We start from the raw sequence: 15904 nt of genomic DNA on the forward strand, positions 1-15904 counted from the left end.
GTCGACGAAAACGGCGTCAGTCGCCGTCGCGCCCGCTTTCCATCGCCTTGTGGTGGCGCGCCACGAAATCCGCATAGGTGTCGATGCCCCGCAGCTGCAGGATCGAATTGCGCACGGCCGCCTCGACCAGCACGGCGATGTTTCGCCCCGCCACCACCTGGATGATGACCTTGCGCACCGGAATGCCCAGCACGTCCTGCGTGAGGGGCGCCGAGGGCATGCGCTCGTAGTCGCGCTCGAAGCTGTCGCGCCGCACCAGGTGCACGATGAGCTTCAGGCGCATTTTCCGGCGCACCGCCGTCTCGCCGAAGATCGCACGGATGTCCAGGAGGCCGATGCCGCGCACTTCCAGCAGGTTCAGCAGCAGATCCGGGCAACGCCCTTCGATAGTGTTTTGGTTGATGCGGTAGAGGTCGACGGCATCGTCGGCCACCAGGCCGTTGCCGCGCGAAATCAACTCCAGGCCGAGCTCGCTTTTGCCGAGGCCCGACTCGCCCGTGATCATCACGCCCATGCCCAGGATGTCCATGAACACGCCGTGCATCGAGGTGCGCTCGGCGAAGTGCTTGGACAGGTACGCGCGCAGCAGGTCGATCACGAAGGCCGACGATTCGCGCGTGGCGAAGAGCGGCAGCTGCGCGCGCTCGCAGATCGACAGCAGTTCGTCCGGCGGCGCCTGGCCGTCGGCCAGCACCAGCATCGGCGGCTCCAGCGTGACGATGCGGGCGATGCGGCGCGCGCAGTCGTCGGGGCTTCCGCGCGTGAGGTAGGCCACCTCGCGGGCGCCCAGGATCTGCACGCGGTACGGGTGGATGTAGTTGAGGTAGCCGACCAGGTCGGCGGCCGACTGGGCGCGGCTGATGACTTCGGGATCGAACTGGCGCTCCGAAGCACCGAGCCCCGCGAGCCATTCCCAGCGGAGCGACCCGCGGAACTCCTCGAACATGGCATCGGCGCTGATGACGGTCGGCTTCATGCGTTCAGGAGGCGGCGCGGGGCGCCTAGTTGGAAGCAGGCCAGAATACCGCGGAACCGGCTTTGCCGGGCCGCTGGTATTGCCCCGGAAGGGGGTTGGCGAAGCGACACGAAGTGCGCGAAGCCTGGGGGCGAGTCACCTTTATGCGACTTGGGTCGACTGCCAGCCGGCGATCAGGCCGTGGAGCGCGGCTGCATCGGTGCTGGACTTGATCTGTTCGCGCAGGCTGGCATCGCTCAGCAGCTCGGCGATTTCAGAGAGGATTTCCAGGTGCTTCTGCGTGGCCGCTTCGGGCACCAGGAGGAAGATCAGGAGGGCGACGGGCTGCTCGTCAGGCGCATCGAAACCGATGGGGTTGGCCAACTGGAACACCGCGGCCATCGGCGCCTTCAGGCCCTTGATGCGGCCATGTGGAATCGCAACGCCGTGGCCCAGGCCGGTGGAGCCGAGGCGCTCGCGCGCAAAGAGGCTGTCGGTGATCAGGGCGCGTCCCAGGCCGTGAAGGCTTTCGAACAGAAGGCCAGCTTCTTCGAAAGCACGTTTCTTGCTGGTAGCGTCAACGCTCACAAGCACTTGGGCGGGCGGCAGGATGGACGCGAGGCGATTCATGGTGGGGGCAGAGCGGGGGCGATTATGCACCCGGTTGGTAAAAACCCCCAGTCGCCCTACCTACTTTCTGTTTACATGTTGCCCGGAGGCCTCGCTGCGCCTAGGCAGAAGCCAGAAAGAAACCCCAAAGTCCCACGGCCACAGTCGGAAAAGCAAAAGGCCGCCCGAAGGCGGCCTTTGGTGCGAGCGGCCCCAAGAAGGGCCTCGCCCGGTGCTCACATCACGCGCTTGGGCGCCATGTGATGGTGGTCCTGCAGGCGGTCCTTGTGGCGAACCACCTGGCGGTCGAGCTTGTCGACCAGTTCATCGACCGCAGCGTAGAGATCAGCGTGGCTCGACTCCGCGAACATGTCATTGCCCTTGACGTGAATGTTGCACTCCGCCCTTTGGCGGCGTTCCTTTTCCTTCTGCTTTTCCACCGTGAGGATCACCTTCACATCGACCACCTGGTCGAAATGCCGTGTGATCCGGTCCAGCTTGCTCGTGACGTAGGTGCGCAAGGCAGGGGTGACGTCGAGGTGATGACCGCTGATCGTCAAATTCATGAATGACCTCCTGAGAATTGACGGTTGGGGAAATGACCCCGCTCCAGGATGGAGCGTGGCCGGCGAAACGAGAGGTGTGGTGCGGGGGAGAGGGAGAGAAGAAGAGGAGAAAGAGGGGGCGTTCGATTCACTATGCCCAAGCTGTCACGGTATTGCAATACCTGGGTTCTCCGGGTGGCGAGCGTGCATGGAGCCTGCTTCAATCCGCTATGGATTCCATAGCTGCCCGCGCATGTTGGCCCGCCTTCGTGGCGCTTTGCCAGCAAGTGTTAACGAGCTTCTTGCCCGGTGACCCTGCCGGGCGAAGGGCCAGCCGCTTCAGCGCCAGGCCGCGCGCATGCGGTTGCGCAGGTCGATCACGGCGGTAGGCGGCGGCACGGCGGGCGCGCGCACCGGCGGTGGCGGCCAGGTCTGCTGCTCGAACCCCGCCAGATCCGATTCGGTGATGAAGCGCGTGCGGTTCGCATACAGGTGCCGGTCGCCCCGCACCGCCTGCTGCGTGATGTAGAAGCGCTGCGGCACCAAGAGGTGCAGGTGGTCGCGGGCCCGCGTCATCGCGACATAGAGCAGGCGCCGTTCTTCCTCCAGTTCGTGCGCGCTCTGCGCCACGTCGGCCGGCAGGCAGCCGTCGACCACGTTGATCACATGCACCGAGTTCCACTCCTGCCCCTTGGCCGAATGGATGGTGGAGAGGATCAGGTAGTCCTCGTCCAGGAGCGGCGGCCCGGGGCGATCGCTCGTGGCCTCGGGCGGATCGAGCGTGAGTTCGGTCAGGAAGCGCTCGCGCGAGCCGTAGCCCACGGCCAGGCGCACCAGTTGCTCCACGTCCTGGCGGCGCACGCCGGAGGTGTCGTCGTAGAGGCGCTCCAGATGCGGCAAATACCAGTCCATCGCCAGCTCGACATCGGCCGGCCACGCCAGCGACGGCGCGCGCAGCGCGGCATAAGTCTCGGCAAAGCCCACCCATTGCTCGCGCGCCGCGGACGGCGGCACGAAGTCGCGCACGGCCGCGGCCGGGTCGGCCGCCTGGTCCATCGCATCGAGCAACCGCGTGCCCGTGACGGGCCCGATGCCCGGAATCAACTGCGTGACGCGAAACCCCGCCATGCGCCCGCGCGGGTTCTCGGCGAAGCGCAGCACCGCGAGCAGGTCCTTCACATGCGACGCCTCGAGAAACTTGAGGCCGCCGAACTTCACGAACGGGATGTTGCGGCGCGCGAGCTCCAGCTCGAGCGCCGCGCTGTGCGACGAGGTGCGAAACAGCACCGCCTGCGACTTGAGCGCAAGCCCACCCTCGCGGTGCGCGAGCACCTTGTCGGCCACCCAGCGCGCCTGCCCCGCTTCGTCGGGCACCAGCACGATTTGCGGCTTGCCGGCGGAGGGCTTGTCGGTCCAGAGCGTCTTGGCGTGCCGCTCGGCCGCCTGCGCGATCACGCGGTTCGATACATCGAGGATCGGCTGCGTCGAGCGGTAGTTGCGCTCCAGCGTGACCACCCGCGCGGCCTGGCTGAACTGCGCCGGAAAGTCCAGGATGTTGCGCACCGTCGCGCCGCGGAACGAGTAGATCGACTGCGCGTCGTCCCCCACCACCGTGACGCCGCGCCCGTCGGGCTTCATCGCGAGAAGGATCGAGGCCTGCAGCAGGTTGGTGTCCTGGTACTCGTCGACCAGCACATGGTCGAAGCGCGCGCCCACGGCCTCGGCCAGCGCGGGCTCCGCGACCATCTCGGCCCAGTAGAGCAGCAGGTCGTCGTAGTCGAGCACGTTCTGCTGCTGCTTGGCCTCGACGTAGGCACTGAACAGCCTCTTGAGCTCGGCCTCCCATTCGCCGCACCACGGAAAGGCCTCCTTCAGCACCTCGGCCACCGAGGCGCGCGTGTTCACGCAGCGCGAGTAGATCGACAGGCACGTGCCCTTGCGCGGGAAGCGGTTCACCGTGGACGACAGGCCCAGCTCGTGGCGCACCAGCCCCATCAGGTCCTCGGCGTCGCCGCGGTCGTGGATCGTGAAGCTCTCGTCCAGGCCGATCTGCGGCGCGTACTCGCGCAAGAGGCGCGCTCCGATGCCATGGAAGGTGCCGGCCCACGGCAACGCGGGCGGCCGCTCCGACTTGAGGCCGAGCACGCGCGCCAGCACCTGGCCCGCGCGGCGTTCCATCTCCTGTGCGGCGCGGCGCGAGAAGGTCAGCAGCAGCAGCCGCTGCGGATCGACGCCGTCCGCGATCAGGTGCGCCACGCGGTGCGCCAGCGTGCTGGTCTTGCCGGAGCCGGCGCCGGCAATCACCAGCAGCGGGCGGTGATCGTCGGCCACCGCAGCGCCCACGCCGTGCTCAACCGCCGCGCGCTGGTCGTCGTTGAGCGTGGCCAACGCCGCGGCCAGGCGCTCGGCTTGCGTCTTTGGCGCAGCGGAAAAAACGGGGGTCGCAGCGGTCTGCATGGGACACGACTTTACTGTATGTCCGTCCAGTTCGGTCAGGTTTCCGCCTTGTGGCCGGTGACATAATCGCGCCTCGCTGCAACCGGAGACTCCCCATGGAAACCGCCCCGTCTCGGCAGCTTTCAACTCCCCTCTGACGCGCTCGCGCCGGGCCCGGGAATTGAAAGCGCCCCTCCCTCGCCCACCGTTCAGTCATCCCCGGGAGTGAGCCCATGCTCAATATCTTTACGCTCGCCAACGGCCGCCTCGTCCAGGAAGAGATCGAGTCGCTGGAAGAGCTCTCCAAGTTCCAGCCGATCTGGGTCGATCTCGAATCGCCCACGCTCGAAGAAAAGCGCTGGATCAAGCAGTACTACGGCCTCTCGATTCCCGAAGACGCGATGGACGAGGACATCGAGGAATCCGCCCGCTTCTACGAGGAAGACAACGGCGAGCTGCACATCCGCTCCGACTTTTTGATCGACGACGACGAAGACCCGCGCACGGTGCGCGTGGCGTTCATCCTCAACCAGCACAACACCGATTTGCGCAGCCGCGGCGTGCTGTTCTCGATCCACGACGAGGACGTGCCGGTGTTCCGTCTGCTGCGCATGCGCGCGCGTCGCGCGCCGGGGCTCATCGAAGACGCGAAGGAAGTGATGCTCAAGCTCTTCGACGCCGACGCCGAATACTCGGCCGACACGCTGGAGAACATCTACGACGAGCTCGAAGTGGCCGGCAAGAAAGTGCTCTCGGGCAACGTCACCGACGAGCTGGCCGGCGAAGTGCTCGGCCTCATCGCGCGGCAGGAAGACTTGAACGGCCGCATCCGCCGCAACGTGATGGACACGCGCCGCGCGGTCAGCTTCATGATGCGCAGCAAGATGCTCAACGCCGAGCAGTTCGAGGAAGCGCGGCAGATCCTGCGCGACATCGAATCGCTGGACAACCACACGGCGTTCCTTTTCGACAAGATCAACTTCCTGATGGATGCGACCGTTGGTTTCATCAACATCAACCAGAACAAGACCATCAAGATCTTCTCGGTGGCGAGCGTGGCGCTCTTGCCGCCCACGCTGATCGCGAGCATCTACGGCATGAACTTCAAGTTCATGCCCGAGCTCGACTGGGCCATGGGCTATCCGTACGCCATCGTGCTGATGGCCGCGAGCGCGCTGGTGCCGATGTGGTATTTCCGCCGGCGCGGCTGGCTCAAGTAGCCGGTTGCCGCGCGAGCCACGCGCCGACCAGCGCGAGGCTGTAGCGGCTCGCGACCTCGGCGACGAAGCGCGCGAAGTCGCCATGGGCTTCGTCGTCGGCGCGGTCTGAAATCGTCCGCATCGCCGCGAAGGGCACGCCGTAGTCGTGGCACACCTGCGCCACCGCGGCGCCTTCCATTTCCACGGCGAGCGCATCGGGCAGTTGGCGACGCAGCGCTTCGCTCTCGGCAGCGGTCGAGACGAAACGATCACCACTGATCAGCAAACCGCGATGCACCTTCGGTGAACGAAGGCCGAACTCATCGACGGCGCCCTGCCCCACCAACGCCACCGGATCGCGCAGCGCCTCTTCGGCCACGGCAACCAGCGAATCGCTGATCGCAGCGTCGGTCGCGAAACGCGAAAGGCCCATCAACGGCACTTCGTATTTCGGAAAGAGGGGCGAGGCGTCCATGTCGTGCTGAAGCAGTTCGGTCGCCACGACCACATCGCCCACATTCACGCCCGGCGCGAGCCCGCCCGCAACACCGCTGAACACGATGCCCCGCACGGCGAAGCGTTCGAGCAGCATCGTCGCCGTGACCGCCGCCGCCACCTTGCCGATGCGCGACAGCACCGCGACCACGGGCTGGCCATGCAGATGGCCCACCCAGAAGTCGCGCCCGGCGATGCGCACGCGTTGCTCGTCGGGCATCTGCGCGAGGAGCGCCTTCAGTTCCTCGTGCATCGCCGCGACGATGGCGATGGGCGCAGCCACCGTTTACTACTTGATATCCACGCCGTAGAAGGTGTGGCGCCCGAACGGGCTGAGCTTGAAGTCGATCACTTCCTTGCGCACGGGCTTGAGTTGCACCGCGTGCGCGATGGTGAACCACGGCGCCTGCTCCTTGAAGATGACCTGCGCCTTCTTGTAGAGCGCATCGCGGTCGGCCTGCTTGACCGTGCTCTTGGCCTTCACCACGAGGTCTTCGTAGGGCTGGTAGCAGAACTTGGAGATGTTGCTGCCGCTGGCCGACTTGGCCGAAGCGCAGCCCAGGAGCGTGTAGAGGAAGTTGTCCGGATCGCCGTTGTCGCCGGTCCAGCCCAGCATGCCCATCTGGTGCTCGCCGGCCTGCAGGCGCTTGCGGTACTCGCCCCATTCGAAGCTCTTGATCTCGGCCTTCACGTTGATCTTGGCCAGGTCCGCCTGCATCAGCTCGGCGATGCGCTTGGCGTTCGGGTTGTACGGGCGCTGCACCGGCATGGCCCACAGGTCGGTCGAGAAGCCGTCGGGGAAGCCCGCCTGCGCGAGCAGCTTCTTGGCGGCTTCGGGGTCGTACGGATCGTCCTTGATCGCGTCGTTGTAGGACCACATGGTCGGCGGGATCGGGTTCTTCGCGGCCACGCCGGTCGTGAGGTACACGCCGTCGATGATGGCCTTCTTGTTGATCGCCATGTTGATGGCCTTGCGCACGCGCACGTCGTCGAAGGGCTTCTTGGTCGTGTTGTACGAGAGGTAGCCCACATTCAGGCCCGGCTGCTCCAGCACCTGCACGTTCGGGTCCTTGCGGATCGCGTCCAGGTCGGCCGGGTTCGGGTACGGCATCACGTGGCACTCGCCCTTCTGCAGCTTGGCCCAGCGCACCGACGCATCGGGCGTGATCGCGAACACGAGGTCGTCGATCTTCGCCTTGCCGCCCCAGTACTGCGGGAAGGCCTTGAAGCGGATGATCGCGTCCTTCTGGTATTGCACGAGGTAGAAGGGGCCGGTGCCGATCGGGTCCTGGTCCACCTTCTCGGGCGTGCCGGCCTTGAGCATCGCGATCGCGTATTCCTTGGACTGGATGCCCGCGTACTGCATCGCCAGGTTGGCCAGGAACGGCGCCTCGGCCTGGTTGAGCGTGATCTTCACGGTGAAGTCGTCGATGCGGTCCACCGACTTCAGGAGCTTGGGCATGCCCATGTCGTTGAAGTACGAGTGGTTCTGGCTCGTCACCTTGAAGAACGGATCGCTCTCCTTCCACTGGCGCTCGAGCATGAAGATGAAGTCGTCGGCGTTGAAGTCGCGCGTGGGCTTGAAGCTCTTGCTCGTGGTGTGCCACTTCACGCCCTTGCGCAGGTGGAATGTGTAGACCGTGCCGTCGGCCGAGATGTCCCACTTTTCTGCGAGGCCCGGGGTGATCTTGGTGCCGCCGCGCTCGAACTCCACGATGGTGTTGTAGACCTGCGTGGTCACGTCGAACGACGTGCCGGTGGTGTTCATGCCCGGATAGAAATTCTCCGGGCTTCCTTCGGAGCAATACACCAGCGTCTTGGCCGACACCGCGCCCGCAGCCAGGGTAAGGGCCGCAAGCGCTGTCGGTGCCAGGAGCGCCAGCAGTCGTGAGCGGCGCGAAACGGAGGGTTGGGTCTTCATGAGGACTCCTTCAGACACGGTTGAAAAAAAGGGAAAACGAACTCAGGGATTCGCCGCCGCCGCAGCGGCGAGCACGGGACCATCGGCGCGCACGGGCGGCGCGCCATCGAGAAACTTCTCCGCGTAGTGGCAGGCCACGAGCCGCTCGTCGAGCGCGCGCAGCAGCGGACGCTCTTCGCGGCAGCGCTGCTGCACGTGCTGGCAGCGCGTGTTGAAGACGCAGCCCGTGGGCGGATTCAGCGGCGACGGCAGCTCGCCCTTGAGCACGATGCGCTGGCTGCTGAGCCCGGGCGTCGAGGCCAGCAGCGCCTGCGTGTACGGATGCAGCGGCCGCGCGAAGATGCGCCCCTTCGGGCCCTGCTCCACCGCGTGGCCCAGGTACATCACGAGCACGTCGTGCGCGATGTGGCGCACCACGCCCAGGTCGTGCGAGATGAAGAGGTACGCGAGCCCGAGCTCCGCCTGCAGGTCGGCCAGCAGGTTCAGCACCTGCGCCTGGATCGACACGTCCAGCGCCGACACCGGCTCGTCGGCCACCAAGAGGCGCGGCGACAGCATGAGCGCGCGCGCGATCGCGATGCGCTGGCGCTGGCCGCCCGAGAACATGTGCGGATAGCGGTTCGCGTACTCGGGGCGCAGGCCCACGCGCGCGAGCATTTCGCGCGCCTTGGCGGCACGCTCCGCCTTGCCCAGCGTGGTGTTGATCGCGAGCGGATCTTCGAGCACGGCCGAAATCTTCTTGCGCGGATTGAGCGAGCCGTAGGGGTTCTGGAACACCAGCTGCACGGCCTGGCGCAGCTCGCGCTTGCGCTCGGCCGGCGGGTTCACCGCATCGGCGCCGACGAGCGTGAGCTGCCCCGCCGTCGGCTTCTCGATCAGCGCGACCATGCGCGCGAGCGTCGATTTGCCGCAGCCCGATTCGCCGACCACCGCCAGCGTCCGGCCGCGCTCGAGGCGGAACGAGATGTCGCCCACCGCGCGCAGATGCGCCGGCGCGCGAAAGAGCCCGCGCCGCACGTCGTAGGTGCGCTGCAGGTTGGTGGCCTCGACCACGATGTCGCCGGGCGCGCCCTTGTCGTTGTTCATTGCAGCGCCTCCGCCGCGGGCACCTGCTGCGGCCGGTCCTGCTCGATGGCCACGATGCGGCCCGGCTCGCCGAGCGGATAGTGGCAGCGCACCTCCGCGCCCTGCCACTCGCGCAATGCGGGGCGCACGTTGCAGGCGCGCGTGGTGACGTAGCTGCAGCGCGGCGCGAACAGGCAGCCCGAGGGCCGGTCGTGCACGCCGGGCACCACGCCGCTGATGGTGGCAAGCCGCCCTTCAGGCGCGGCGCGTTCAGGCAATGCCGCGAGCAAGGCCTCGGTGTACGGGTGCTGCGGCGATGCGAAGAGCCGGTCGACGCGCTGGTGCTCCATCACCTGGCCCGCGTACATCACGGCGATGCGCTGCGCCATCTCGCTCACCACGCCCATGTTGTGCGTGATGAGCACCAGCGCCATGCCGCGCTCCTTCTGCAGGTCGCGCAGCAGGTCCAGGATCTGTGCCTGGATGGTCACGTCCAGCGCGGTGGTCGGCTCGTCGGCGATCAAAAGGCGCGGGTTGCAGGCGATGGCCATCGCGATCATCACGCGCTGGTTCATGCCGCCCGAGAGCTGGTGCGGATAGCTTGCGAGGCGCGACGATGCGGCGGGAATGCCCACCTGCTCCAGCAGCTCGGTCGCGCGTTTCTTCGCGGTGCGCTTGTCCAGGTTCAGATGGAGACGCAGCACTTCCATCAGCTGGAAGCCGATGGTGAAGCAGGGGTTCAGGCTGGTGGTCGGCTCCTGGAAGATCATCGCGACCTCCTTGCCGACCAGCGAGCGGCGCGCCTTGTCGGAGATGCCCAAGAGGTCCTTGCCCGCGAAGCGCATGTGGTCCGCGCGCACGCGGCCCGGAAAGCCGACCAGGCCCATGAGCGCCATCATCGTGACGCTCTTGCCCGAGCCCGATTCGCCGACGATGCCGAGCACCTCGCCTTCTTCGAGCGTGAGGCTCACGCCGTCGACGGCGTGCAGCACGCCACCTTGCGTGGGAAATTCCACGTGCAAATTCTTGATGTCCAGCAAAGGCATCGTTTCTCTCCTTTGCATTGAATCAGCGCTTGAGCTTGGGGTCCAGCGCATCGCGCAGACCGTCGCCCAGCAAATTGAAAGCCAGCACCGCCGCGAGGATCGCCAGACCCGGGAAGGTCACGACCCACCACGCGCGCAGCACGAACTCGCGCGCATCGGCCAGCATCGTTCCCCACTCGGGCGATGGCGGCTGCGCGCCGAGACCCAGGAACCCGAGCGCGGCCGCATCGAGGATGGCGGTGGAAATGCCGAGCGAGGCCTGCACGATCAGCGGTGCCGCGCAGTTGGGCAGCACCTCGCGGAACATGAGGCGCAGCGTACCGGCGCCGCTCACGCGGGCCGCGGTCACGTAGTCGCGCGAGACCTCGGCGATGACCGCGGCCCGCGTGATGCGCACATAGTGCGGCAGCACCACGATGGCCACTGCGAGCATCGCGTTGACGAGCCCCGGGCCGAGGATCGCGACGATCACGATGGCGAGCAAGAGGCTCGGCAGCGTGAGCACGATGTCCATGAGCCGCATGATCGCGATCTCGAGCACGCCGCGGAAAAATCCCGCGATGAGGCCGAGCACCACGCCCGCCACGACCGACAGCGCCACCACGGCCACGCCGATCGACAGCGAAAGCCGCGCGCCGTACATGAGGCGCGACAGGATGTCGCGGCCGATGGCGTCGGTGCCCAGCAGGTAGCGCCACGTTCCGCCCTGCTGCCATGCGGGCGGCTGCAGGAAAACGGCGCTGTTGGTTTCGTTGGGCGCGTGCGGTGCGATCCACGGCGCGAGGAGCGCGACGAGCAGCAGCACGACGATGGTCACGAGCCCGATGACCGCGCCGCGATTCGCCGAGAAGGCGGTCCAGAACTCGCGCCAGGGGCCGGGCGGCGCGGCGCCCGCGCCGGTCGTCGGAATGATGGGAGTCGAGGTAGTGTTCATCAGCGTCGGATACGGGGGTTGATGACGCCGTAGGCAACGTCGACCAGAAGATTCACGAGCATCACGATGCCGCCCAGCAGCAGCATGCCGCCCTGCAGCACCGGATAGTCGCGCCGGCCGATGGCCTCGATGAGCCACTTGCCGACACCGGGCCAGGAGAAGATCGTCTCGGTGAGGATCGCGCCGGTGAAGAGCACACCCACCTGCAGGCCGATCACGGTGACGACCGGGATCAGCGCATTGCGCAACGCATGCAGGCCCACCACGCGAAAGCGCGACAGGCCCTTGGCGCGCGCGGTGCGGATGTAGTCCTCGCCGAGCACCTCGAGCATGGCCGAGCGCGTCATGCGCGCGATCACCGCGAGCGGCACGGTGCCCAGCACGATGGCCGGAAGAATCAGGTGGTGCAGCGCCGACCAGAAGGCATCGGTGTCGCCGGCGCGCAGCGAGTCGATCAAGAGGAAGCCGGTCTCGGGCTCGATGAAGTACTGCACCGCGATGCGCCCGGAAACGGGCGTCCATCCGAGCTGCACCGAGAAGAACAGGATCAGCAGCAGCCCCCACCAGAAGATCGGCATCGAGTAGCCGGTGAGCGAGGTGGCCATCACGCCGTGGTCGAAGATGGAGTTGCGCCGCACGGCCGCGAGGATGCCGGCGGGCAGGCCGAGCAAGAGCGCGAAAAGAATCGCGCACACGCCGAGCTCGACCGTGGCCGGGAAGAGCGCGAGGAACTCGCTCATCACCTTGTCCTGCGTGATGATCGACTTGCCGAGATCGCCATGCAGCACGCGGCCGATGTAGATGCCGTACTGCACGAGGATCGGCTTGTCGAAGCCGTAGGCGGTGCGCAGTTCGGCATGGCGCGCAGGATCGATCCCGCGCTCGCCGGCCATGGTTTCAATGGGGTCGCCCGGCACCAGCCGGATGAGGAAGAAGGCCAGCAGCGTCATGCCGATGAAGGTCGGCACGAGCAAACTTAAACGAACGCAAATGAACTTAAACATCGACCCGCGAATATGCAAGATCGATGCCGCGGCCCTACCCGGGCCGAACCCTTACTTCTTGGCGTCGCGCAATTCGCGTCGGAGGATTTTTCCGACCGGTGTTTTCGGCAGGTCCGTACGAAACTCTACGATTCGCGGCTGCTTGTAACCCGTAAGGTTTGCTCTGCAGTATTCGCGCACCTGCGCCTCGGTGAGCGACTCGTCTTTCTTCACGATCACGAGCTTGACGGCCTCGCCGGTCTTGTCGTCCACCACGCCCACCGCCGCGCATTCGAGCACGCCCGGAATCTGTGCGACGACGTCTTCGATCTCGTTCGGATACACGTTGAAGCCCGACACCAGGATCATGTCCTTCTTGCGGTCGACCACCTTGAAGAAGCCGCGCTCGTCGACCACGCCGATGTCGCCGCTCTTGAAGTAGCCGTCGGGCGTCATGACCTTGGCGGTCTCGTCGGGGCGCTGCCAGTAGCCGGCCATCACCTGCGGGCCCTTGATGGCGATTTCGCCGGGCTGGCCCGGCGGCACTTCGTGGCCGTCGTCGTCGAGCAGCTTGAGCCAGGTGCTCGGAAGCGGCACGCCGATGGTGCCCGTATAGGCCTTGCTGTTCGTGGGGTTGCAGGTGGCCGAGGGCGAGGTCTCCGAGAGGCCATAGCCTTCGCAGATCGGACAGCCGGTTTTCTCGAGCCAGAGCTTCGCGACCGCGGCCTGCACCGCCATGCCGCCGCCCACCGAGACCTTGAGGTTCTTCCAGTTGACGGTGTTGAAGTCGGGGTGGTTCGCCAGGCCGTTGAAGAGCGTGTTGACCGCGGGGAAGCTGTGGATCGTGTGCTTGGACAACTCCTTGAGCACGCCCGCGAGATCGCGCGGATTCGGGATCAGGATCAGCTTGCCGCCCGTGCGCATGCCCAGCATCATGCCGACCGTGAACGCGAAGATGTGATAGAGCGGCAGCGCGCACACGCCGGTGGGCTGTTCGTTGGCCGGCACCTGCGCCATCACGGGCTCGTTCCAGGCCTCGGACTGCAGCACGTTGGCGATCACGTTGCGATGCAGCAGCACCGCGCCTTTCGAGACGCCCGTGGTGCCGCCCGTGTACTGCAACACGGCCACGTCGTCGGGGCCGATGGCCGGCGCCTGGAGCTTGCGGGCCGCGCCTTTTTCAAGCGCCTCGTTGAAGCGCACGGCGCCCGGCAAGCTGTAGTGCGGCACCATCTTCTTGACGTTGCGCACCACGTAGTTGACCAGCGCGCCCTTCAGGAATCCGAGGCGGTCGCCCATCGAGGTGAGCACGATGTGCTTGATCGGCGTGGCCGCGATGCATTGCTGCAGCGTGGTGCCGAAGTTCTCCATGATCACGATGGCCTTGGCGCCCGAGTCCTTCAACTGGTGCTCCAGTTCGCGCGGCGTGTAGAGCGGGTTCACATTCACCAGGATGAGGCCCGCGCGAAGGATGGCCGCCACCGCGATGGGGTACTGCGGGCAGTTGGGCATCATCGCGGCCACGCGGTCGCCCTTCACGAGGCCCAGGCCCTGCAGGTAGGCAGCGAACGCCTTGCTCTGCTTGTCGGTCTCTGCGTAGCTCACGTCCTTGCCCATGAAGCTGTAGGCCGTGCGGTCGGCGTACTTGGTGAAGCTCTCTTCCATGAGCCCGACCAGCGAGGAATAGTGCGAAGCGTCGATGTCGGCGGGCACGCCTTGCGGGTAGCTGCTGAGCCAGGGGCGGTCGGTCATGGATGTGTCTCCTCCAGGTCTTGGAACTTGCGGGTAACTGAAACGAAAACGGCGCTCGAATGGCGCCGCGATGATCTGGCCGCGCCTTGCAGCGCGGCCCGGGATCGTCGGCCTATTCGATGGCCTTGCCCATATCTTCCACTACTTTCTTCGCATCCCCAAAAACCATCATGGTCTTGTCCATGTAGAAGAGTTCGTTGTCCAGGCCCGCATAGCCCGCGGCCATGGAGCGCTTGTTCACGATCACCGTCTTGGCCTTGTAGGCTTCAAGAATGGGCATGCCGTAGATCGGGCTGCCCTTGGTGTGCGCGGCCGGGTTCACCACGTCGTTGGCGCCCAGGATGATCGCCACGTCGGCCTGGCCGAACTCGCCGTTGATGTCTTCCATCTCGAACACCTGGTCGTAGGGCACCTCGGCCTCGGCCAGCAGCACGTTCATGTGGCCGGGCATGCGGCCTGCGACCGGGTGGATCGCATACTTGACGGTGATGCCCTTCTCGGTGAGCTTGGCCGCGAGTTCCTTGACGGCGTGCTGCGCGCGCGCGACCGCCAGGCCGTAGCCCGGCACGATCACCACGGTCTCGGCATTGCCGAGCACGAAGGCCGCGTCGTCGGCGCTGCCGGTCTTCACCGGGCGCTGTTCCTTGGCTGCGCCGCCGGTGGTGGCCGCCTCGCCGCCGAAGCCGCCCAGGATCACGTTGAAGAACGAGCGGTTCATCGCCTTGCACATGATGTACGAGAGGATCGCGCCCGAGGAGCCCACCAGCGAACCGGCCACGATCAGCATCGCGTTGTTCAGGCTGAAGCCGATGCCCGCGGCCGCCCAGCCCGAGTAGCTGTTGAGCATCGACACCACCACCGGCATGTCGGCCCCGCCGATCGGGATGATGATGAGCACGCCCATGACGAACGCCAGCGCCAGCATCGCGAAGAACGCGGGCCAGCTCTCGGTGAAGACGAACACCAGGCCCAGCGCGACGGTCAGGAGACCCAGCACGAGGTTCAGCATGTGCTGGCCCTTGAACTGCACCGGCGCGCCCTGGAACAGGCGGAACTTGTACTTGCCCGAGAGCTTGCCGAAGGCGATGACCGAGCCGCTGAAGGTGATAGCGCCGATGGCCGCGCCCAGGAAAAGCTCCAGCCGGTTGCCCGCGGGAATGGCATAGCGCACGAAGCCGTCCAGGATGACGGCGCCGTCCGGCGTCTGCGCGCCGATGAGCGCGGCCACGGGCGCGGCGGTGATGCCGAAGGCCCAGGGCTCGGCCACCGCGGCCACGCCGATGAAGACCGCCGCCAGGCCGATCATGCTGTGCATGAAGGCGACCAGCTCGGGCATCTTGGTCATCTCGACCTTGTTGGCCATGAAGGCCCCCAGACCCCCGCCGACCACCACGGCCGCGAGCACGTAGGCGATGCCGGTGCCGAAGTCGACGTTGAGCGAGCGCGCCTGTCCGTGGATCAGCGCGATGGTCGTGAGCACGGCGATGGCCATGCCGGTCATGCCGAAGACGTTGCCGCGGATCGAGGTGGTGGGATGCGAGAGGCCCTTCAGGGCCTGGATGAAGCAGACGCTGGCAACCAGGTACAGCAGCGTGACGAGGTTCATGCTCACTTGGAAGCTCCCTCTTCAGCCTTGGGTGCGGCTGCTTTCTTCTCTTTCTTCTTGAACATCTCCAGCATCCGCCGCGTGACCAGGAAGCCGCCGAAGACGTTCACCGCGGCCAGGGCCACGGCCAGCACGCCCATGGTCTTGCCCAGCGGCGTGGTGGTGAGCGCGGCCGCCAGCATGGCGCCCACGATCACGATCGCCGAGATCGCGTTGGTCACGGCCATCAGCGGCGTGTGCAGCGCGGGCGTGACGGTCCAGACCACGTGGTAGCCCACGTAGATGGCCAGCACGAAGATGATCAGGTTGATGACTGTGTGGGAAACGGGATCCATGGCGCTTGTTCTCCTCGGCGGGT

At 66.2% G+C, this 15904-nt stretch carries 14 protein-coding genes; 1 reads left to right on the forward strand and 13 read right to left on the reverse strand.

From position 1 onward, the window contains the following. Window positions 1–16: 16 nt before the first annotated feature. The 4 genes from hprK to ACZYRS_RS30870 form a co-directional block, all read right to left on the reverse strand. The gene (gene hprK / locus ACZYRS_RS30855) at window positions 17–976 is read right to left on the reverse strand and encodes an HPr(Ser) kinase/phosphatase (protein WP_093436676.1); all 960 of its coding nucleotides are present in this window, start codon (window positions 974–976) and stop codon (window positions 17–19) included. 141 nt (window positions 977–1117) lie between these two features. Beyond that, window positions 1118–1585: a PTS sugar transporter subunit IIA gene (locus tag ACZYRS_RS30860; protein ID WP_093127334.1), complete on the reverse strand. Its 468-nt coding sequence runs from the start codon at window positions 1583–1585 to the stop codon at window positions 1118–1120. A 215-nt stretch (window positions 1586–1800) separates the two neighbouring features. Further along, window positions 1801–2130, reverse strand: coding sequence for a ribosome hibernation-promoting factor, HPF/YfiA family (hpf, locus tag ACZYRS_RS30865; RefSeq protein WP_093436673.1), 330 nt, complete (start codon window positions 2128–2130; stop codon window positions 1801–1803). A gap of 318 nt (window positions 2131–2448) precedes the next feature. After that, window positions 2449–4566, reverse strand: coding sequence for an ATP-dependent helicase (locus ACZYRS_RS30870; RefSeq protein ID WP_463422250.1), 2118 nt, complete (start codon window positions 4564–4566; stop codon window positions 2449–2451). Window positions 4567–4778: 212 nt separating this feature from the next. Between ACZYRS_RS30870 and corA the strand changes: the two genes are divergently transcribed. Next, window positions 4779–5765 carry a magnesium/cobalt transporter CorA gene (gene corA / locus ACZYRS_RS30875; protein ID WP_013538896.1) on the forward strand — a complete coding sequence of 329 codons (987 nt, stop codon included), beginning with the start codon at window positions 4779–4781 and terminating at the stop codon, window positions 5763–5765. Here the strand turns inward: corA and ACZYRS_RS30880 are convergent. From ACZYRS_RS30880 to ACZYRS_RS30920, 9 genes are all read right to left on the reverse strand, one after another. Further along, window positions 5758–6522 (reverse strand): 5'-methylthioadenosine/adenosylhomocysteine nucleosidase, encoded by a 765-nt coding sequence (locus ACZYRS_RS30880; RefSeq protein WP_463422251.1) that lies wholly within the window; start codon window positions 6520–6522, stop codon window positions 5758–5760. The two genes, corA and ACZYRS_RS30880, sit on opposite strands and share 8 nt — an antisense overlap. Window positions 6523–6528: 6 nt before the next feature. After that, window positions 6529–8160, reverse strand: coding sequence for an ABC transporter substrate-binding protein (locus ACZYRS_RS30885; protein WP_198787107.1), 1632 nt, complete (start codon window positions 8158–8160; stop codon window positions 6529–6531). A gap of 42 nt (window positions 8161–8202) precedes the next feature. After that, window positions 8203–9246 carry a peptide ABC transporter ATP-binding protein gene (locus tag ACZYRS_RS30890; protein WP_198787106.1) on the reverse strand — a complete coding sequence of 348 codons (1044 nt, stop codon included), beginning with the start codon at window positions 9244–9246 and terminating at the stop codon, window positions 8203–8205. Continuing rightward, complete coding sequence (locus tag ACZYRS_RS30895; protein ID WP_463422252.1) at window positions 9243–10271, reverse strand: ABC transporter ATP-binding protein; 1029 nt, start codon at window positions 10269–10271, stop codon at window positions 9243–9245. Before ACZYRS_RS30895 ends, ACZYRS_RS30890 begins: the two co-directional genes overlap by 4 nt. A gap of 22 nt (window positions 10272–10293) precedes the next feature. Continuing rightward, window positions 10294–11205: an ABC transporter permease subunit gene (locus ACZYRS_RS30900; protein ID WP_463422253.1), complete on the reverse strand. Its 912-nt coding sequence runs from the start codon at window positions 11203–11205 to the stop codon at window positions 10294–10296. Then, window positions 11205–12209 (reverse strand): ABC transporter permease subunit, encoded by a 1005-nt coding sequence (locus tag ACZYRS_RS30905; RefSeq protein WP_013538889.1) that lies wholly within the window; start codon window positions 12207–12209, stop codon window positions 11205–11207. The genes ACZYRS_RS30900 and ACZYRS_RS30905 overlap by 1 nt, the downstream gene beginning before the upstream one ends. A gap of 51 nt (window positions 12210–12260) precedes the next feature. Beyond that, a complete protein-coding gene (locus ACZYRS_RS30910) occupies window positions 12261–13940 on the reverse strand; it encodes a long-chain-fatty-acid--CoA ligase (protein ID WP_463422254.1) in 1680 nt (559 codons plus the stop codon). Between the two features lie 112 nt (window positions 13941–14052). Beyond that, window positions 14053–15552, reverse strand: a complete 1500-nt coding sequence (locus ACZYRS_RS30915; RefSeq protein ID WP_463422255.1) for an NAD(P)(+) transhydrogenase (Re/Si-specific) subunit beta — start codon at window positions 15550–15552, stop codon at window positions 14053–14055. Next, a complete protein-coding gene (locus ACZYRS_RS30920; protein ID WP_198787101.1) occupies window positions 15549–15881 on the reverse strand; it encodes an NAD(P) transhydrogenase subunit alpha part 2 in 333 nt (110 codons plus the stop codon). The genes ACZYRS_RS30915 and ACZYRS_RS30920 overlap by 4 nt, the downstream gene beginning before the upstream one ends. Window positions 15882–15904: the final 23 nt, after the last annotated feature.

The organism is Variovorax sp. AC194, assembly GCF_979257995.1.

Excerpts from the sequence above, each read along its gene's own strand:
- ACZYRS_RS30900 (WP_463422253.1), bottom strand. The coding sequence starts at position 11,205 with ATGAACACTACCTCGACTCCCATCATTCCGACGACCGGCGCGGGCGCC.
- ACZYRS_RS30910 (WP_463422254.1), bottom strand. The coding sequence starts at position 13,940 with ATGACCGACCGCCCCTGGCTCAGCAGCTACCCGCAAGGCGTGCCCGCC.
- ACZYRS_RS30890 (WP_198787106.1), bottom strand. The coding sequence starts at position 9,246 with ATGAACAACGACAAGGGCGCGCCCGGCGACATCGTGGTCGAGGCCACC.
- hprK (WP_093436676.1), bottom strand. The coding sequence starts at position 976 with ATGAAGCCGACCGTCATCAGCGCCGATGCCATGTTCGAGGAGTTCCGC.
- ACZYRS_RS30920 (WP_198787101.1), bottom strand. The coding sequence starts at position 15,881 with ATGGATCCCGTTTCCCACACAGTCATCAACCTGATCATCTTCGTGCTG.
- ACZYRS_RS30870 (WP_463422250.1), bottom strand. The coding sequence starts at position 4,566 with ATGCAGACCGCTGCGACCCCCGTTTTTTCCGCTGCGCCAAAGACGCAA.
- corA (WP_013538896.1), top strand. The coding sequence starts at position 4,779 with ATGCTCAATATCTTTACGCTCGCCAACGGCCGCCTCGTCCAGGAAGAG.
- hpf (WP_093436673.1), bottom strand. The coding sequence starts at position 2,130 with ATGAATTTGACGATCAGCGGTCATCACCTCGACGTCACCCCTGCCTTG.
- ACZYRS_RS30885 (WP_198787107.1), bottom strand. The coding sequence starts at position 8,160 with ATGAAGACCCAACCCTCCGTTTCGCGCCGCTCACGACTGCTGGCGCTC.
- ACZYRS_RS30860 (WP_093127334.1), bottom strand. The coding sequence starts at position 1,585 with ATGAATCGCCTCGCGTCCATCCTGCCGCCCGCCCAAGTGCTTGTGAGC.
- ACZYRS_RS30895 (WP_463422252.1), bottom strand. The coding sequence starts at position 10,271 with ATGCCTTTGCTGGACATCAAGAATTTGCACGTGGAATTTCCCACGCAA.
- ACZYRS_RS30905 (WP_013538889.1), bottom strand. The coding sequence starts at position 12,209 with ATGTTTAAGTTCATTTGCGTTCGTTTAAGTTTGCTCGTGCCGACCTTC.